This window comes from Aurantibacter aestuarii (assembly GCF_003008425.1).
GTDB classification, from domain to species: domain Bacteria; phylum Bacteroidota; class Bacteroidia; order Flavobacteriales; family Flavobacteriaceae; genus Aurantibacter; species Aurantibacter aestuarii.
The window spans coordinates 747,726-765,969 of the sequence record NZ_PXOQ01000007.1 but is presented as its reverse complement, the minus strand read 5'-3'; the positions used below and the strand labels follow the sequence as shown (position 1 = coordinate 765,969).

At 32.9% G+C, this 18,244-nt stretch carries 17 protein-coding genes; 6 read left to right on the top strand and 11 right to left on the bottom strand.

Translation table 11 applies throughout. The features are described 5' to 3' along the window. From C7H52_RS04665 to C7H52_RS04645, 5 genes are all read right to left on the bottom strand, one after another. Entirely contained in the window at positions 1-603 is a 603-nt protein-coding gene (locus C7H52_RS04665) for an ExbD/TolR family protein (RefSeq protein WP_106462720.1), read from the bottom strand. Positions 604-605: 2 nt separating this feature from the next. Further along, positions 606-1,046 carry a hypothetical protein gene (locus C7H52_RS04660; protein ID WP_106462719.1) on the bottom strand — a complete coding sequence of 147 codons (441 nt, stop codon included), beginning with the start codon at positions 1,044-1,046 and terminating at the stop codon, positions 606-608. Between the two features lie 25 nt (positions 1,047-1,071). Then, the gene (locus tag C7H52_RS04655) at positions 1,072-1,845 is read right to left on the bottom strand and encodes a MotA/TolQ/ExbB proton channel family protein (RefSeq protein WP_106462718.1); all 774 of its coding nucleotides are present in this window, start codon (positions 1,843-1,845) and stop codon (positions 1,072-1,074) included. A gap of 206 nt (positions 1,846-2,051) precedes the next feature. Continuing rightward, positions 2,052-3,083: an asparaginase gene (locus C7H52_RS04650; RefSeq protein ID WP_106462717.1), complete on the bottom strand. Its 1,032-nt coding sequence runs from the start codon at positions 3,081-3,083 to the stop codon at positions 2,052-2,054. 3 nt (positions 3,084-3,086) lie between these two features. Next, positions 3,087-3,854: a TatD family hydrolase gene (locus C7H52_RS04645; RefSeq protein WP_106462716.1), complete on the bottom strand. Its 768-nt coding sequence runs from the start codon at positions 3,852-3,854 to the stop codon at positions 3,087-3,089. A 124-nt stretch (positions 3,855-3,978) separates the two neighbouring features. On the opposite strand from C7H52_RS04645, the gene C7H52_RS04640 reads away from it, so the two are divergent. Then, the gene (locus C7H52_RS04640; protein WP_106462715.1) at positions 3,979-4,437 is read left to right on the top strand and encodes a retropepsin-like aspartic protease; all 459 of its coding nucleotides are present in this window, start codon (positions 3,979-3,981) and stop codon (positions 4,435-4,437) included. 34 nt (positions 4,438-4,471) lie between these two features. Here the strand turns inward: C7H52_RS04640 and odhB are convergent, their stop codons facing one another. Genes odhB through C7H52_RS04625 form a run of 3 tightly spaced genes read right to left on the bottom strand, consistent with a single transcriptional unit; the run spans position 4,472 to position 8,890 of the window. Then, positions 4,472-5,719, bottom strand: a complete 1,248-nt coding sequence (odhB, locus tag C7H52_RS04635; RefSeq protein ID WP_106462714.1) for a 2-oxoglutarate dehydrogenase complex dihydrolipoyllysine-residue succinyltransferase — start codon at positions 5,717-5,719, stop codon at positions 4,472-4,474. A gap of 27 nt (positions 5,720-5,746) precedes the next feature. Next, complete coding sequence (locus C7H52_RS04630) at positions 5,747-6,118, bottom strand: hypothetical protein (protein ID WP_106462713.1); 372 nt, start codon at positions 6,116-6,118, stop codon at positions 5,747-5,749. A 15-nt stretch (positions 6,119-6,133) separates the two neighbouring features. Then, positions 6,134-8,890, bottom strand: a complete 2,757-nt coding sequence (locus C7H52_RS04625; protein WP_106462712.1) for a 2-oxoglutarate dehydrogenase E1 component — start codon at positions 8,888-8,890, stop codon at positions 6,134-6,136. Between the two features lie 114 nt (positions 8,891-9,004). Between C7H52_RS04625 and C7H52_RS04620 the strand changes: the two genes are divergently transcribed. Further along, entirely contained in the window at positions 9,005-9,538 is a 534-nt protein-coding gene (locus C7H52_RS04620; protein WP_245918535.1) for an alpha-ketoglutarate decarboxylase, read from the top strand. Here C7H52_RS04620 and C7H52_RS04615 read toward each other — a convergent pair. Beyond that, positions 9,522-9,884, bottom strand: a complete 363-nt coding sequence (locus tag C7H52_RS04615; protein ID WP_106462711.1) for a hypothetical protein — start codon at positions 9,882-9,884, stop codon at positions 9,522-9,524. The genes C7H52_RS04620 and C7H52_RS04615 overlap by 17 nt on opposite strands. A gap of 5 nt (positions 9,885-9,889) precedes the next feature. Further along, complete coding sequence (locus C7H52_RS04610) at positions 9,890-10,864, bottom strand: polyprenyl synthetase family protein (protein ID WP_106462710.1); 975 nt, start codon at positions 10,862-10,864, stop codon at positions 9,890-9,892. 118 nt (positions 10,865-10,982) lie between these two features. Between C7H52_RS04610 and C7H52_RS04605 the strand changes: the two genes are divergently transcribed. The 4 genes from C7H52_RS04605 to C7H52_RS04590 are packed head-to-tail and all read left to right on the top strand — an operon-like array spanning position 10,983 to position 17,633. After that, positions 10,983-11,597 (top strand): TetR/AcrR family transcriptional regulator, encoded by a 615-nt coding sequence (locus C7H52_RS04605; RefSeq protein ID WP_106462709.1) that lies wholly within the window; start codon positions 10,983-10,985, stop codon positions 11,595-11,597. Continuing rightward, entirely contained in the window at positions 11,590-12,933 is a 1,344-nt protein-coding gene (locus C7H52_RS04600; RefSeq protein WP_106462708.1) for a TolC family protein, read from the top strand. Before C7H52_RS04605 ends, C7H52_RS04600 begins: the two co-directional genes overlap by 8 nt. Before the next feature lie 10 nt (positions 12,934-12,943). Further along, positions 12,944-14,110 (top strand): efflux RND transporter periplasmic adaptor subunit, encoded by a 1,167-nt coding sequence (locus C7H52_RS04595; RefSeq protein ID WP_106462707.1) that lies wholly within the window; start codon positions 12,944-12,946, stop codon positions 14,108-14,110. 4 nt (positions 14,111-14,114) lie between these two features. Beyond that, positions 14,115-17,633, top strand: a complete 3,519-nt coding sequence (locus C7H52_RS04590) for an efflux RND transporter permease subunit (protein WP_106462706.1) — start codon at positions 14,115-14,117, stop codon at positions 17,631-17,633. Positions 17,634-17,703: 70 nt separating this feature from the next. On the opposite strand, the gene C7H52_RS04585 is transcribed toward C7H52_RS04590, so the two are convergent. Continuing rightward, entirely contained in the window at positions 17,704-18,234 is a 531-nt protein-coding gene (locus C7H52_RS04585; protein WP_106462705.1) for a DUF4136 domain-containing protein, read from the bottom strand. Between the last annotated feature and the right edge of the window lie 10 nt (positions 18,235-18,244).

Here is an 18,244-nt window from a genome sequence, read left to right as displayed (position 1 = left end):
TTATTTAGGTTCTGCTTTAGAGATGATTCGAGGATATTTATCCTTAATGTTATCTATTTTAGCTTTAAGCTTTTCACTCTTAAACTCAGAAGATTTCGTGTCATTATAAGATTTATCCATCTCATCAAAACTACGATTATATAACTGTTGTGCTAATCTGTTTCTTAATTCAGAATACGCACTAGCTAATTGGTCGTAAGCTGTAATAAACGTTTCGTAACTCGTTCCTCTTTTATTTTGAATAGAAACAATTGCTTTTGTAGGGTTATCTGAAGATGCTGGGTCTTTAGCACCTCTACAATAACTACATGCAGCATCACCTTGTCCTCCACCATTGTCAATAAATGCGATAGCGGCAGCCTTAAGGTCTTTCATCTTCATTAAATTCTCTTCAACTAGTAGTTGATTGTCTTTACTAATCTCTACTGTGAAAATATTTTTCTGCTTAATTTTTACATCTGGTGGTGGAATATCTGGTGGTAATTTAGAATTTATACCAGAATCTACCTCAATAGTTGTAGTCACTAAGAAGAAAATTAGTAATAAGAAGGCAATGTCAGCCATAGAGCCTGCATTAACTTCTGGTGCTGATCTTTTTGCCATAATTATTTAAACATTTTTCGTGCGCCACCTAACATCATTGCGACAGCAGCAACTACTATTAATATGTAAAAAGCAACTAATCCTGCGCCAACCATTGTAGATTCTCCGCTTGTAGCTACTAATCCGTTATACTTGTAGGTCATTGTATCTCCACCTGAAACTGCATAAGCAATAACAAGTACTACGATAAATGCTCCTACTCCTATTAACGTATTTTTTAGTCCTGAAGTATTTGTAAATACATTTTTTAAAGTAAATAATACAACTAAAACCAATGTGATGGCTAAAACTGCATAAGCAATATACATAAATGTATTAACCGAAGTGCTAGCCTCGCCAGCTTTTACTGCCTCATCGCCAGCACCAATGATTGAACCTAAGAAGACGATAGATATAACGCCTACTATGGCTGCAACCAGAGTAATTATTTTTTGTGAATTCATAACGTGAGTTTAAATTTAAATTATATTATTTTTTGTACTTAGTTAACATGTCAATTAACGTAATAGAAGCATCTTCCATATCGTTAACGATACTGTCAATTTTAGCAATAATATAATTGTAAAATATTTGTAGGATAATTGCAACAATTAAACCAAATACTGTTGTTAATAAAGCGACTTTAATACCTCCAGCTACTAAAGATGGTTGCATATCTCCTGCTGCTTCAATTTTATCGAATGCTTGAATCATACCAATTACTGTACCCATGAACCCTAACATTGGAGCTAATGCGATAAATAAAGAGATCCAAGAAACGTTTTTCTCTAACTGTCCCATTTGAACTCCGCCGTAAGCAACAACAGCTTTCTCAGCAGAATCTAAACTTTCGTTAGCTCTATCTAAACCTTGGTAGTAAATAGAGGCAACTGGTCCTTTTGTATTACGACATACTTCTTTAGCCGCTTCAATACCACCAGAATTTAATGCATCTTCTACATCTTGAGTTAATTTCTTAGTGTTTGTTGTAGATAAATTTAAAAAGATAATTCTTTCAATAGCAATAGCTAAACCTAGAATTAAACATAATAATACAATCCCCATAAATCCTGGTCCACCTTCAATAAAACGCTTTTTAAGCTCTTGGTGAAATCCTAATTTTTCTTCTGGTGCATCATCTTGTGAAGCATCATCTTGAATTGTTGCAACCGTTGTAGCTAAACTAGTCGTTGTTGTTGCGTTAACTGTTGATCCTATAGCCATTAATAAGGTTATAGCTAAAATTGAAAAAAATCTTTTCATTGTTGTCGTTCTTAAATTGTTCTTAATTTTATTGATTTAAAGTGCTAAAGATATAAAAATTTGTGTTCAAAAATAAAAATACAGCTTTTTTTGATGTTAAATCCTACTTAAAATAAACTTACTCGTATTTATTAGGCTATAAGGTAGCGGTTTAGCAAATTTACTAAAATTTGCTTTTTACGCTAAAGTCTTCATAAAAGTGCCGTTTAAGACATTTCTCCTCTTAAATCATTCTGAAATGCCGTTTTAAAGGCTACTTTATCTAATTGTTTTGGTAGCAAATACATTAATTTGCATAAAGCAGCTTCAGTTGTAATATCTTTTCCAGATATAAGACCAATTTTTGTTAGTTTTTCACTAGTCTCATATTGTCCCATAGCTACACTTCCTCCAGAACATTGGGTTACATTTATAATTGCTATATCTTTTTCTATGGCATTTTTTAACAGTCTTAAAAACCATTTTTCTGTTGAGCAGTTTCCAGACCCGTAAGTCTCTAAAATAACTCCTTTTAATCCTTTAGTGTTAAATATACTCGTTAAAACTTCAGCAGTTATTCCTGGAAACAACTTTACAAGAGCGATATTTGTTTCTAGAGTTTTATGAACTATGAGTCCATCATGAGTAACTGGTTTAAACAACTGTTTTTTATTTACTTTTAAATGCACTCCAGACTCGGCCAATTCAGGATAATTTAAACTTGCAAATGCCTCAAAATGTTCAGCATTTATTTTGGTTGTTCTATTACCTCGGTAGAGTTTATATTCAAAATATAGACCTACTTCTTTAATAACTGGCGCGTCATTTTTCTTAAGAGCCGCCAATTGAATTGAGGTTATTAAATTTTCCTTGGCATCGGTTCGTAAATCTCCTATAGGTAATTGAGAACCTGTAAAAATAACTGGTTTACCTAGGTTTTCTAGCATAAAGCTCAAAGCAGATGCCGAATAACTCATGGTATCACTTCCATGCAGAATAACGAAGCCGTCAAACTTATGATAATTTAATTCTATAACTTCTGCAATTTCTATCCAGCAATCTGGATTCATATTACTAGAATCTATAGGCTCTTCAAAAGAAAGTGTTTCTATATCACATTCTAATAATTTTAACTCTGGAATTCGCAAAAGTAAATTATTAAAGTCAAAAGCTCTTAAAGCACCTGTATCGGCATCTTTTATCATACCAATGGTTCCACCTGTATAAATAAGTAAAATTTTTGAAGACGTTTGAGTCATAAATTATATTTTAAAGATAGCTTTTGAATTTTCTGTAGTTAGGTCGGCAATAGTTTCAGCTGAAATCGAATAAATGTCTGCTAATTTATCTAATACATTTGCAATGTAAGCACTTTCGTTACGTTTCCCTCTGAAAGGTTTTGGTGCCAAATATGGCGAATCTGTTTCCAAAACAATATGTTTTAAATCAATTTCATTTAAAAACTGATCTATTTTACCATTTTTAAATGTTACCACACCACCAATACCTAATGCCATATTATAAGATATTGCTTGTTTAGCCTGTTCTAAATTGCCCGTAAAGCAATGAAAAATACCAAATAAATCATCTCCTTTTTCAGATTCTAATACTTCAAAGACCTCATCAAACGCATCACGGCAATGAATGACTATGGGTAATTTATATTTTTTAGCCAGTTTTATCTGATGTTTAAATGCCTTCTGCTGTATCTCTAAAGTCGTTTTATCCCAATATAAATCAATACCAATTTCGCCTACTGCATAAAACTTATGAGTTTCTAGCATTTCTTCTACATGAGCTAATTCATCCAGATAATTCTCTTTAACATGCGTGGGGTGAAATCCCATCATTAAGTATACATGTTCTGGATATTTTTTTTGTAAATCCAACATAGATTTGGTGTACGTAGAGTCTATTGCCGGTATAAAAAAACGCTTAACATTGGCATCTAATGCTCTTTGAATCATTTCATCTTGATCTTCGGAAAATGCTTCGCTATATAAATGTGTATGTGTGTCTGTAATTATCATGAAGTAAAAATATAAAATCATAGTTTGGTATAGCTATTCTCTTGATAATTTTATTCGTTAAATCCTTTAATTACCTTAAACAGCTCTTAATTTTAATGTATTTTTATATCGAATTTTATAGACTATGAATCACGATTTAAAAGACTTATTAGAATCTAAAAATTACACCAGAGTTAAGTTAAAAGAAACCATTACCAATCATTTAGAATTTAAAGCTACTATTAATGGTGTTGTTGGTAGTTTTATTCTGGACACAGGTGCCTCAAGCTCTTGTGTTGGGTTTGACAACATTGAATATTTTAAACTTTTAGCTGAAGACTCTCAAATTAAAGCTGCTGGAGCCGGCGCAAGCGATATGCTTACACAGAGCGCCAATAAAAATGTTTTAAAAATTGGCAAGTGGCAGTTTAACAATTTATCCCTTGTTTTATTTGATTTAAGTCATGTAAACAATGCACTTATTAATCACGATTCTCAACCTGTAGATGGTATAATTGGTGCCGATGTTTTAAAGAAATCTAAAGCAATTATAGATTATAGTCAGAAGTATTTATACCTTAAACTAAAAACAAAAAAGGCCTAACTTACATTAGACCTTTTTTAAACTTTTATAAATTTTAAAGCTCTAAAGCTTTTTTAATATTTCCATCCATCAGCAATTCTTCTGGGCTTTCTAAAGCCTCTTTAACTGCTACCAAGAATCCTACAGATTCTTTCCCGTCAATAATTCTATGGTCATAAGATAATGCCACATACATCATTGGGTGAATTTCTACTTTACCATCTACAGCGATTGGACGCTCGATAATATTATGCATCCCTAAAATTCCACTTTGTGGAGGATTTATAATAGGAGTAGATAACATACTACCAAATACACCACCATTAGAAATAGTAAATGTACCACCAGTCATTTCATCTACCGTAATTTGCCCGTCACGAGCACGTAAAGCCAAACGTTTTACTTCTGCCTCTACACCTCTAAAACTTAAATTTTCTGCATTACGTATTACAGGAACCATTAAACCTTTAGGTCCAGATACCGCAATAGATACATCTACAAAATCGTAAGACAACATTTCCTTACCATCTATCATAGAATTTACAGCAGGATATAATTTTAAAGCTCTAACGACTGCTAAAGTAAAAAATGACATAAAGCCTAAACCTACGCCATGTTTAGATTTAAATTCTTCTTTATATTGATTACGTAAATTAAATATTGGCGTCATATTAACCTCATTAAATGTGGTTAACATTGCAGTTGTATTTTTAGCTTCTACTAAACGCTCTGCAACTTTACGACGTAACATAGACATTTTACTTCTAGACGTCCCACGGTTTCCACCTGTTGGAGTTCCCATGCTTGGCACTGCATTAACTGCATCGTCTTTTGTTACACGTCCATCTTTACCTGTACCAGATACCGCTGTAGCCTCAATTCCTTTTTCTGCTAAAATTTTCTTAGCTGCAGGACTGGCAATTCCAGAAGATTTTACACTTTGATCTGGATTTGGTGCTTTAGGCTCTGTATTTTTTGTTTCTTTTTGATCTTTAGCTATATCGGCTTCAGCATTTTCGTTTCCACCTTCATCGCCTCCTTCATAAGTTGAGCTTGCTGGAGCTTCTGCACTTGTATCAATTAAACAAACTACTTGCCCAACCTCAACAGCATCACCTTCTTCAGCTTTAAGAGTTATAGTTCCACTCGCTTCTGCAGGTAGTTCTAGAGTCGCTTTATCACTATCTACTTCAGCAATAGCTTGGTCTTTCTCTACATAATCACCATCTTTTACTAACCATTCTGCTATTTCTACTTCTGTAATAGACTCGCCTGGAGAAGGCACTTTCATTTCTAAAATCATTATTCTATAATTTTATGTTGTATTAGTTTATTTTTTATTGAAGGATATATCCTCTATTTCATGTTTTGCATTCAATTTAATATGTAAATTAAGTGCATCTGCTTTAGACTTTTCTAATGAAACTTCATACATCTGATATTCATTAGCATCTTTACCTAAATATTTTATGGTATTTATTTTCCCTGTTGTATTAAAAAGTCTTTCGTTGTAAGATTTAATACGATTTAATGAGGTTGCTTTTTTTGATGTTTCAGAATATAAATTTAAAATAGATTCAAAATTCTGTTCATTAAAAGCTTGTGTGTAAGCTTTCACAGTTTTAGCGTCTGTAGTATTTTTATTTTGAGCGAACCCAATTGTAAGACTTAAAAATGCTAAGATTAAGATGATTTTTTTCATAATTCTATGATTTTATTATCGTTGATTGTTCTTAGAAGCATCAAATACATAATCAATAACTTCTTTATGACGTCTCTTGGACCTTGTTGAACTTCCTGCCGCAGGAGCGCCATAAGGTCTTCTGCTAACAGCTCTAAATTGTTTTGCTTCTTCTAAATGCATAAGTATATGTGCATAAGCACCCATATTTCTTGGTTCTTCTTGAGCCCACACCACATCTTCTACATTTTTATATTGCTCTAAGACCTCTTTGATTTTATCTATAGGTAATGGAAACAACTGCTCTACTCTTACTAAAGCAACATCTGTTCTATTTAAGTTTTCTCTTTCCTCTAACAAATCGTAATAAAACTTACCAGACACAAAGACTAAAGTTTTAGTGTCTTCTGGTTTTATTTCAGTTTCATTAATTAAAGTCTGGAATGTTCCGCCTGCAAATTCTTCTATAGTAGATACACATTTCGGGTGACGTAACAAACTTTTTGGTGTAAACACAATTAGAGGCTTACGGTAATTAATTAACATTTGTCTTCTTAACAAATGAAACATATTTGCTGGGCTTGTACAATTAGCTACAAACATATTATCCTTAGCACACAACTGTAAATAACGCTCCATACGAGCAGAAGAGTGCTCTGCACCTTGACCTTCATACCCGTGAGGCAATAACATGACTAAACCATTTTGTGTTTTCCACTTATCTTCACCAGCCGAAATATACTGGTCTATCATGATCTGAGCACCATTACTGAAATCTCCAAATTGAGCTTCCCAAATGGTTAAGGCTTTTGGATTTGCCATAGCATAACCATAATCAAAACCAACTACACCATATTCGGATAGTAGTGAATTAAATATATTGAATCGTCCCTGTTCACCACCTAATTGGTTTAAAAGTACAATTTCTTCTTCGCTATCTTCTACCTTAACGACTGCATGTCTATGAGAGAATGTACCACGCTCAACATCTTGTCCAGAGATACGAACATCATAACCTTCTTTTAATAAAGTTCCATAAGCTAAATGCTCTGCCATAGCCCAATCCAGTTTGTTTTCTTCAAACATGGTTTGTCTAGACTCTATTAATCTTTCAATTTTACGAATAAACTTCTTGTCTTTAGGTAAGTTTGAAATGACTTTAGTAATTTGCTCTAAAGTCTCTTTAGAAGTTGTTGTATCTACATCCTTCATCATTTCGGTTTCATCAACCCTAACAAAGTTTTCCCATTCACTTTGCATGAATGGTGTAATTACAGTTTTATCTTCTTTACGAGAATCTTCTAAATTCTCTTCTAACTTAGACTTATAATCGTTTTCTAGCTGCTTTACATAACCCGAGTCTATTACTTTTTCTGCTAAAAGCTTTTGAGCGTAAATATCTCGTGGGTTATCGTGTTTAGAAATAGCTTTATATAATTTCGGCTGGGTAAAACGAGGTTCGTCACCTTCATTATGCCCATATTTTCTATAACCTAATAAATCAATAAACACATCACGCTTAAACTTCATTCTAAAGTCTAAAGCAAATAGCATGGCATGAACCACAGCTTCTGCATCGTCTGCATTAACGTGTAACACAGGAGAAAGCGTTACTTTTGCAATATCCGTACAGTAAGTACTTGAACGTGCATCTAAATAATTGGTAGTAAAACCAACCTGATTATTTACAACTATGTGAATAGTTCCGTTTGTTTTGTAGCCATCTAATTGTGCCATTTGTACAATTTCGTAAACTAACCCTTGTCCGGCGATAGCTGCATCACCATGAACAACAATAGGAAGCACTTGGCTGAAATTGTCGCTGTATAGTTTATCTTGTTTTGCTCTAACAATACCTTCTACTACGGCTCCAACTGTTTCTAAGTGAGATGGATTGGGTGCAATACTTAATTTTATAGCTTTACCCGATTCGGTATTACGTTCACTTGTCCAGCCTAAGTGATATTTTACATCACCATCAAAGACTTCTTGTTCGTAATCTTTACCATCAAATTCACTAAAGATATCTTTAGCCGATTTTCCAAATATATTTGTTAAGGTACTTAAACGACCACGGTGAGCCATACCCATAACAAATTCTTTAACACCTACCTCGGCTGCTTTTTCAATTAAAGCATCTAAACCTGGAATTAAAGATTCTCCACCTTCTAAAGAAAATCGTTTTTGCCCAACATATTTAGTATGCAAAAAGCTTTCAAAGGAAACGGCTTCGTTTAATTTTTTTAATATATGTTTCTTCTGGTCTGAAGAAAATTTGGGTTGATTGTCGTTAATATTTAATTTATCCTGAATATATTTTATTTCTTCAGGCTTTCTAATATACATATACTCTACACCAATAGAATCACAATAAATACGTTCTAAATGGTTGATAATTTCTTGTAAAGATTGTGACCCAATCCCTAAAATTTCTCCTGCATTAAATACCGTAGTTAAATCCGATTGTGATAAACCAAAGTTTTCTAGCTCTAAAGTAGGCGCATATTTACGACGCTCTCTAACGGGATTGGTTTTTGTAAACAAATGACCTCTGTTTCTATAACCATCTATAAGTTTAATAACTTGAAATTCTTTTTGAACATGTTCTGGAATTTGAGTGGTGACACCATCTACAATTTCCGTATCAAAACCATAGTTTTCACTACCGAAGTCGTAACCTTGAAAAAAGGCTCTCCAGCTAGGTTCTACAGAATCTGGGTTTTTTAAATATTGGTCGTATAAATCAGCAAAGTATGCTGTGTGGGCTGCGTTTAAAAAGGAGTATTTATCCATTAGAATGTGCTTGGCGTGTTCGCTTCTACAAAATTTAATCAAAAATACAACATTTACCAAAAACAGCATCTATTTTATTATATTTATAACTAATTTTTTATAAAACCTATCCTTGTGAACTATTTTAAACTTCAAATAACACTTATTACAATTAGCTTATTTTCTGTTCTAAATGTAAGTGCTCAAATAAATTCATCTGCTCAAGAAAGTAGTTTTTGGGAGCATGTTCGATTTGGAGGTAGCTTAGGCTTAAGCACCTCTAACGACTTTTTTACTCTTGGAGTAGCTCCTAGTGCTATATATGAATTTAACCAACAATTTGCGCTTGGAGTTAGCTTAAACTACACTTATAACCAGTTAAAAAATCAATATAAATCTAATATTTACGGCGGTAGTATTTTAGGTCTATTTCATCCTATTCCAGAGATTCAACTTTCTGCAGAATTAGAACAATTAAGAGTTAATAGGAGTTTTGAAGGAAATTTTAGCGGACTTGAAGATGATAATTATTGGGCACCTGCCTTATTTGTTGGAGCGGGTTACCGCACCAATAATATTACGCTTGGTTTGAGATATGATTTGCTCTACAACGATAACCGCAGTGTTTACGCTAGTGCCTTAACACCATTTATTAGAGTTTATTTTTAGAAAATTTCTGCTTGTACCACACTTTTTGCCATTCGCGTTGCAATATAAGAAAGGAAACTTCTTCAGATAACTTAAGTGTGTCATCGCCATTTAATTTTTTTATTTTGTCTTCAGAAACATCTATAATATAAAGTAGATTTAAATATTCTGCGAATTTTTCCTGAATCAACTTATAAACAGTTTCATGTAAGATAAACTTTAAAGAGGAAGGTAAAATGTCTCCACTAAAGTCTAGATCTATATTTGCATATAAAAAATCTTTGTTTAACTGAAGCACTAATTTCTTATATAAATCAAGCTGTTCAGCCTCCTGAAATAACGCTTCGTAGGTCTGTGGTAAATTCATACTTGCTAAACTGTTCGCTTCATTAAAGCATGACCGAAATCCTTAAGTTGTTCTTTTTTATTTTCCGAAATACTTAAATTTTCCAAAACCTTATAAGCATCATTAGTATATTTTTTTATGGCTTCTTGAGTTGCTTCTGCAGAACCCGAGCTCTTGAAAAGTTGCTTTACACGATCAATTTTAAATGTATTATCTTCTAAAACTGAACTAAATAAAGAGGTTAATTCTGCCTTTTCTTTATCATTTAAAGTTTCCAACGCTTTTAGATACAAATAGGTTTTCTTATTTTCTATAATATCACCACCAACTTGTTTTCCAAAAGTTTTAGGATCTCCAAAAGCGTCCAAATAATCGTCTTGAAGTTGAAAAGCAATACCAAGTAAGCGTCCAAAACTGTAGATATCCTCTTGATCACTTTTAGAAGCATTAGCTACAATAGCACCCATTTTCATAGCCGCACCAACCAACACAGCTGTTTTATACTCAATCATTTTTAAGTATTCTGGTATGGTAACATCTTGTCGCGTTTCAAAATCGACATCATATTGCTGTCCTTCGCAAACTTCTAATGCTGTTTTACTAAAAAGTTTAGCTAATTGCTGAAACGTTTGTGGCTCATAGCATTCAAACAACTGATATGCCATAATAAGCATTGCATCACCAGATAAAATTCCAGTATTTGTATCCCATTTTATATGCACTGTTTCTTTTCCTCTTCGCAATGGTGCGGCATCCATAATATCGTCATGAACTAAAGAAAAATTATGGAATACCTCTACACTAAGAGCTGCAGGCAATGCCTTTTTATAGTCTGCATTAAAAACTTCTGCTGTCATAAGCGTTAATACAGGTCTTAAGCGCTTACCTCCTAATTGCAAAATATAATTTACAGGTTCGTATAGATTTAATGGTTCTCTCTTAACGGTAAATGCATTCAAATAATTGATAAATGCTTCTTGATAATATTGAGTTGTTTGCATAAGGCAAAAATAACACTTTAGCTTTTGTTGTAACGTATTAAAATAATGTTAAAAAAAGATTAAATGAATGGAAACTTTAAAAACAATTAAAGTTTCCTGCGTATATTTGCACCAAATTATGAAAGAAAAAATAGTTATAAAGTCTGCCGATTTATTTTTAACCTATGGGTTTAAAAGCGTCACTATGGACGACATCGCTAATGCACTAGGGATTTCCAAGAAAACCATATATGTGTATTTTAAAAATAAAACCAAACTGGTTGAAGCCGTAGCAATCCATTTATTCGACACCATTTGTGGTGGTATTGATTGTATTTTTGAAAGATCTGCTAATCCAATAGAAGAACTCTACGAAGTTAAAATGTTTGTTATGCAACATTTAAAAGACGAAAAAGCTTCGCCTCAATTTCAACTAAAAAAATATTACGTTGATGTTTATGAAATGCTTCGTTTTAAACAATTTGAAAAAATGCATGAGTCTGTTACCCGAAGTTTATTACATGGTATAGATACAGGTGTATTTAGAGAAAATATCAATGTAGAATTTATATCACGAATGTATTTTAATGGAATGACAGGCATAAAAGACGAAACTATTTTTCCTTCAACTTTATTTAAAATGAATGATTTGATGGAATACTATTTAGAATACCACTTAAGAGCGATAGTTACCGATAAAGGAATGAAAATACTAACAAAATTTATTAAAAACCAAACACAACAACATGCGTAAATTACTATTTATTGGTCTGGTTTTGTTGAGCTTACAAGTAGTGGCGCAACAAGATATTCCAAACACTTTTACTTTGCAGGAGGCTATAGATTATGCTTTGCAAAATAACAGAAATGCAATTCTAGCAAATAAGGATATCACAGCTGCCGAAAAACAAAAATGGGAGACTACAGCTACAGGGTTACCACAAATTAATGCCGAAGTAAACTACCAAAACTTTTTAAAACAACAGGTGTCTGTGGTTCCTGCAGAATTTTTTGGCGGACAACCAGGAGAACTTGCTGAAGTTATTTTTGGAGCGAAGCAAACCGCTACGGGTACCGCTACTTTAAGTCAGAAAATTTTTGACGGTACATATTTAGTGGGTTTACAATCGGCCAAAGTGTTCTTAGAAATATCTAAAAATGCAAAAATTAAAACCGATTTACAAGTACGTGAAGGTGTTATAAATGCATTTGGCAATGTATTATTGGCTCAAGAAAGTATTAGTATTCTTGAAAGTAATATTGAAGTTTTAGAAAAAAACCTTTTTGATATTACTAAAATCTATGAAAATGGTTTTGAAGAAGAAGAAAGTGTAGAACAGTTAAAAATTACACTATCTGGTGTAAAAAACCAGTTGAATAAAACCAAACGATTAGAAACTATAGCCTATCAAATGCTTAATTTGACTCTAGGGATTCCTTACAATTACAGCATAACTTTAACCGATAATTTAGAAACATTAACTCAACGAAATATTTTATTTGATACAAATGGAAGTAATGAAGTTACTTCTACCATAGATTATTTAATTGCACAAAATGATAAAACTGCTAAGGAATTGTTAGTAAAGCTTGAGAAAAGCAAAGCCTTACCAACTTTAAGTGCTTTTTTAAATGGTGGTTATTCTTCATTTGGAGATGAATTTGTGTTTTTGGATAAAGACAACAAATGGTTTGCCTCTTCTCTTTTAGGTGTTAATTTAAAAATTCCAATTTTTAGCTCTTTAGGAAGAAGTGCAGCAACACAACGCGCCGAAATTAACTTGGATAAAGCCGAATTACAATTAATAGAAACCGAACAAAAACTTCAGCTTCAAATCAATTCTGCTAAAAACGATTATGAATTTGCTGTTGAGGATTATGAAAATAAAAAAGAAAATCTTGCTCTTGCACAACGTATTGAGTCTAAAAATCAAACTAAATTTTTTGAAGGAGTTGCTACCAGTTTCGATTTAAGACAAGCACAAATTCAATTATACACAACCCAACAAGAGTATTTACAAACTATGTTAAATGTTTTAAATGCGAAAGCAAAACTTGAGACATTAACTAACCAAACATCAACTTACTAATACAAGAATTATGAAAAAAATTATAACACTAGTAACTTTAAGTCTTATTTTATGGTCTTGTGGTGGCGATAAACAAGAAGCATCCCTAGAAGCAGTTTTAAATTCTAAAAACACCAAAGACATTGCTACTAAACGTCAAGAATTAGTAGACCAGCAACAAAACATACAGCAGCAATTAAAACAAATTGATGAGGCTTTAGCTGAGATTAATCCAGATAAAAATGTGCCTTTAATTACAACCTTTAAAGCCAAGACAGAAGAGTTTAATCATTATGTAGAATTACAAGGAAATGTAACCACCAAACAAAACCTAGTTTTAACTCCAGAAATGTCTGGCATTTTAACTTCAGTCTATGTAAAAGAAGGCGATAAAGTAAGAAAAGGTCAATTACTTGCTTTAGTAGACGATGGTGGATTATCACAACAAAAAGCACAATTACAAATTCAGGCAGATTTAGCTAAAACCACTTATGAGCGTCAAAAACGTTTATGGGACCAGAAAATTGGAAGTGAAATACAATTTTTACAAGCCAAGTCGACTTACGACGGACAAATGGCTGCATTAAATCAAATTAACCAGCAATTAGCTAAAACCAGAATTACAGCGCCTTTTAGTGGAGAGATAGACGATGTTATTACAGAACAAGGAAGTGTGGTTGGAGCAGGACAAACTCCTATTATGCGTATTGTAAATTTAAACGATATGTATATTGAAACCGAAGTTCCAGAGCGTTATTTAGCAAATATCTCTAACGACTCTAAAGTAGAAGTTAATTTCCCTGTGTTAAATGAAACTGTACAAGCTAAAGTAAGACAAACTGGAAATTACATTAACCCATCTAACAGAACTTTCAAAATTGAAATTGAAGTTCCAAAGACTGAAAAACAAATAAAACCAAACTTAACAGCGCGTTTAAAAATTAACGATTACACAAATAAAGAGGCTATTCTTATACCGCAAAACATTATTTCTGAAAATGCAGATGGAGAGCAATACATTTATATTCTTGAAGATAAAGAGAATAATAAAGCAGTTGCAAAACAAGTGATTATTGAAACTGGAGAAACTCAGGGTGATGTCATAGAAATTTTATCGGGATTAAAAAACAATGATGAAATTATTCAAGAAGGTGCAAGAAGTGTAAAAGAAGGTCAAACGGTTAAGATTATAAACTAAGAGCATGAGTAAAAAACAAAAAAATACCGATAAGGATTTCTTCCTGTCCACCTGGGCAATAAATAACAAGACTACCATCTATATTGCTATAGCGTTAATCTTGTTTTTAGGTGGATCTGCCTACTTTAGTATGCCTAGAGAGAGTTTTCCTGAAATTAAAGAAACTAAAATCTATATCAGTTCTTTATTTCCAGGAAACACAGCAGAAGATATCGAAAAACTAATTACAGATCCTTTAGAAGACAAGCTAAAAACTGTAAGTAATGTTGTAGAAATCACGTCAACCTCGCAAGAAGACTACTCTATGGTGGTTGTGGAGTTTGATGAAAAGATTACAGTAGAACAAGCCAAGCAAAAAGTTAAAGACGAAATAGATAGTGAAACTTCGGGAGAAGACTGGCCTACTTTTAACGGTGCCAAAGTAGAACCCAATGTGTTTGAGTTAAGTATGTCTGAAGAAATTCCGATTCTTAACATTAATATATCTGGAGATTATCCTGTTGAAAAATTAAAGGAATATGCCGAATATTTACAGGACGAAATTGAAGATTTAAAACAAATTAAAAAAGTAGATATTCGTGGTGCTCAAGAAAAAGAAGTAGAAGTTGCGGTAGATATCTATAAAATGATGGCCTCTCAGGTTAGTTTTGATGATATTATAAACGCCATAAACAGAGGAAACACCACCATGTCTGCAGGTAATTTTATTAATAGCGGACAAAGAAGAACCATTAGAATTATTGGTGAAATTGAAAATCCTCAGGACTTAAATGACTTTGTCGTAAAATCTGAAAACAACAACCCTATCTATCTTAAAGATGTTGCAAAAGTAGCTTTTAAAGAAAAAGACCGCACCACTTACGCTCGTGAGTTTGGAGACCGAGTGGTTATGTTAGATGTGAAAAAACGTGCGGGAAAAAACATGGTAGCCGCAGCAGAAGAAATTGAGGTGATTGTAAAAAATGCAATTGAAGACGTTTTCCCAAGCAATCTTAAAGTAACTATTACTAACGACCAGTCATCAAAAACCATTGGACAAGTGGACGACTTGGTGAATAATATCATATTCGGTATTATTCTGGTAGTCACGGTACTAATGTTTTTCTTAGGATTTAAAAACGCACTTTTTGTAGGTTTTGCAATACCTATGTCCATGTTTATGTCTTTAATGATTTTAGAGTATTTAGGATATACGATGAATACCATGATTCTTTTCGGATTAATTATGGGACTAGGAATGCTGGTAGATAATGGTATTGTTGTGGTTGAAAATGTCTACCGACTAATGGAAGACGAAGGTTTAAGCCGAACAGAAGCTGCTAAAAAAGGGATTGGAGAAATTGCTTTTCCAATTATAATCTCTACCGCAACAACAGTAGCCGCTTTTATCCCTTTAGGTTTATGGCCAGGTGTAATGGGAGAATTCATGGTATACTTTCCAATTACATTATCTGTAGTTTTAGGATCTTCGTTATTCGTTGCAATATTTTTTAATTCGGTTTTAGTGTCGGAGTTTATGACTATTCAGGATAAAGAAATGCCTTTAAAACAAATAATTAAAGTCACTTCCATAATTGGTGGTATTGGACTCTTAATTCTAATTTTTGGTGGCACTTACCGCGGTTTAGGAACTTTAATGATTTTTACCGCCATATTACTTTGGGCTTACCGCTTTTTTATTCGAAAATGGGCTAATAATTTCCAAGATAAAACTTTAGTTAAATTAGAAAACTTTTACGAACGTGTCTTAAGTGGCGCTCTAAAAGGCAAAAGACCACAAATTATTATTGGGTCAACTTTTGCTCTTTTAATTATTGCTTTTATAGGTTTTGGTGCATCTGTTGCGTCTCAGCGAACAAAAATTGAATTTTTCCCAGACAATAAACCAAATCAGATTATTGTCTATATCGAATATCCTCAAGGTACCGATATTGAAAAAACCAACGCCATTACTAAAGAAATTGAAGCAAAAGTATATAACGTTATTAACGATTCTGAATACATTGAAGATGGCGAAAATTTCTTAGTGGAAAGTGCAGTTTCTCAGGTTGGTGAAGGTGCAGGAAACCCTCAAACCGATGGTGGTTCTGCTGCAGAAATGCCTCATAAGGGAAAAATAACCGCTTCTATGCGTGAGTATAAATATAGAAAAGGCAAAGACAGTGAAGTTTTAAGACAAAAAGTTCAAGAAGCCTTAGTAGGTATTTACCCAGGTGTATTAATTTCTGTTGAAAAAGACCAAAATGGTCCACCAGCTGGAGCGCCAATTAATATTGAAATTGAAGGCGATGATTATAATGAGTTAATTAATCTAGCTGAAAAAATGCGTGAATTTATTAATAGCAAAAACATAGCAGCTATTGATGAGTTAAAGATTGATGTTAATAAAGATAAACCTGCTATGCAAGTAGTCGTAGACCGTGAAAAAGCAGGAGAACTTGGTGTAAGCACAGGACAAGTGGGCCAACAGTTAAGAAATTCTTTATTTGGTGCAAAAGCAGGGATTTATAAAGAAGATGGGGACGATTTTGATATTTACGTACGTTTTAATGAAGAAAACCGCTATAATAAAAGCGCCATCTTTAATCAGAAAATAACATTTAGAGATATGGCATCTGGGCAAATTAAGGAAATTCCAGTATCTTCTGTAGCTAAACAACGTAACAATTCAGGGTTTAGCGCTATAAAACATAGAGATACCAAACGTGTTGTTACCGTTTACTCTGCATTAGCTCCAGGATTTACAGATGCTGGTGCAGTGGTGAGTCAGATTCAAAATGAAATGAAAAATTTTGAAGCACTTCCAGAAGGTGTTAAAATAGATTACACAGGTCAAATTGAAGAACAGAATAAGCAAATGACCTTCTTAATGGGTGCGTTTTTTACAGGATTAGGTTTAATCTTTTTAATTCTAATTTTTCAATTTAACTCTGTTTCTAAGCCAACTATAATTATGATAGCTATCTTTTTAAGTTTAATTGGAGTTTTTGGTGGTATTGTTCTTTCTGGATCTTCATTTGTTATTATGATGACCATGATGGGAATTATATCTCTTGCTGGTATTGTTGTAAATAATGGTGTTGTACTTCTAGATTACGCACAACTTTTAATAGACCGAAAAAAGAAGGAATTAGATTTAGATGAAGACGACTATTTAGAACAAGGAGAGCTTTTAAAACAAGTCATACAGTCTGGCAAAGCCCGTTTAAGACCTGTGTTATTAACCGCTATTACAACTATTTTAGGTTTAATACCATTAGCCATAGGATTAAATATAGATTTCTTTGGTCTGTTTAGTAATTTTAATCCTAATATTTATTTTGGAGGAGATAATGTTATTTTTTGGGGACCATTAGCATGGACAGTTATTTATGGATTATTTGTAGCAACGTTTTTAACTCTTATTGTAGTACCAGCATTATTTTATCTTTCAGTACGCCTTAAAATGTGGTTAAGACGTAAGTTAAGAAAGGATGAACAAGACACGTTTAACAACCCTAACAAGGATTTACTTATCGATTAAAACGGGTTGGTATGGAATATAAAAAAAGGAGCTTATAACAAGCTCCTTTTTTTTATATAGTAAATGTTTATTATTTTTCCATTTCTGGTGGATAAGCTTCAAGAATTTCTTCAACAAACTCATTAATACGTTCTTGTTTCTTTCTCACATTTTGTGTTAAATATCCAGAACCTTGACCTTGCCAAACTAATTCTTTTGTATTGGCATCAATTAAATCAACATATAACGTTCCTTCTGTTGAAGTTGATACAGAGGTGCCAAAAGAAGCTCCGTAGAAGCCATAACCAAATCCCCAGCCCCAATTATTTCTATTGATGTTGACGTTTTCTCTTGATTTAGTAAAAATACTAATTAACAAGTCTGGATTCTCAGATTTTGTGAAACCTTTTGCTAACATTTCACTTTCAATTGCTCTTAAAATGCGTCGCTTATCAATATCATTAATTTCTGCTTTGTCAATACCTGTTTTAAAATAAGCAAAGGTTTTATAATTATTAAAGTTTGCTTTAGTATCATAATCTGACGCTACTCTAACCGAGTTACAAGAGGTAAAGCATAATACACCAACTAAGGCAACAATAAAGTACATGTGTTTTTTCATAGCATTTATA

Excerpts from the sequence above, each read along its gene's own strand:
- C7H52_RS04665 (WP_106462720.1), bottom strand. The coding sequence starts at position 603 with ATGGCAAAAAGATCAGCACCAGAAGTTAATGCAGGCTCTATGGCTGAC.
- C7H52_RS04660 (WP_106462719.1), bottom strand. The coding sequence starts at position 1,046 with ATGAATTCACAAAAAATAATTACTCTGGTTGCAGCCATAGTAGGCGTT.
- C7H52_RS04655 (WP_106462718.1), bottom strand. The coding sequence starts at position 1,845 with ATGAAAAGATTTTTTTCAATTTTAGCTATAACCTTATTAATGGCTATA.
- C7H52_RS04650 (WP_106462717.1), bottom strand. The coding sequence starts at position 3,083 with ATGACTCAAACGTCTTCAAAAATTTTACTTATTTATACAGGTGGAACC.
- C7H52_RS04645 (WP_106462716.1), bottom strand. The coding sequence starts at position 3,854 with ATGATAATTACAGACACACATACACATTTATATAGCGAAGCATTTTCC.
- C7H52_RS04640 (WP_106462715.1), top strand. The coding sequence starts at position 3,979 with ATGAATCACGATTTAAAAGACTTATTAGAATCTAAAAATTACACCAGA.
- odhB (WP_106462714.1), bottom strand. The coding sequence starts at position 5,719 with ATGATTTTAGAAATGAAAGTGCCTTCTCCAGGCGAGTCTATTACAGAA.
- C7H52_RS04630 (WP_106462713.1), bottom strand. The coding sequence starts at position 6,118 with ATGAAAAAAATCATCTTAATCTTAGCATTTTTAAGTCTTACAATTGGG.
- C7H52_RS04625 (WP_106462712.1), bottom strand. The coding sequence starts at position 8,890 with ATGGATAAATACTCCTTTTTAAACGCAGCCCACACAGCATACTTTGCT.
- C7H52_RS04615 (WP_106462711.1), bottom strand. The coding sequence starts at position 9,884 with ATGAATTTACCACAGACCTACGAAGCGTTATTTCAGGAGGCTGAACAG.
- C7H52_RS04610 (WP_106462710.1), bottom strand. The coding sequence starts at position 10,864 with ATGCAAACAACTCAATATTATCAAGAAGCATTTATCAATTATTTGAAT.
- C7H52_RS04605 (WP_106462709.1), top strand. The coding sequence starts at position 10,983 with ATGAAAGAAAAAATAGTTATAAAGTCTGCCGATTTATTTTTAACCTAT.
- C7H52_RS04600 (WP_106462708.1), top strand. The coding sequence starts at position 11,590 with ATGCGTAAATTACTATTTATTGGTCTGGTTTTGTTGAGCTTACAAGTA.
- C7H52_RS04595 (WP_106462707.1), top strand. The coding sequence starts at position 12,944 with ATGAAAAAAATTATAACACTAGTAACTTTAAGTCTTATTTTATGGTCT.
- C7H52_RS04590 (WP_106462706.1), top strand. The coding sequence starts at position 14,115 with ATGAGTAAAAAACAAAAAAATACCGATAAGGATTTCTTCCTGTCCACC.
- C7H52_RS04585 (WP_106462705.1), bottom strand. The coding sequence starts at position 18,234 with ATGAAAAAACACATGTACTTTATTGTTGCCTTAGTTGGTGTATTATGC.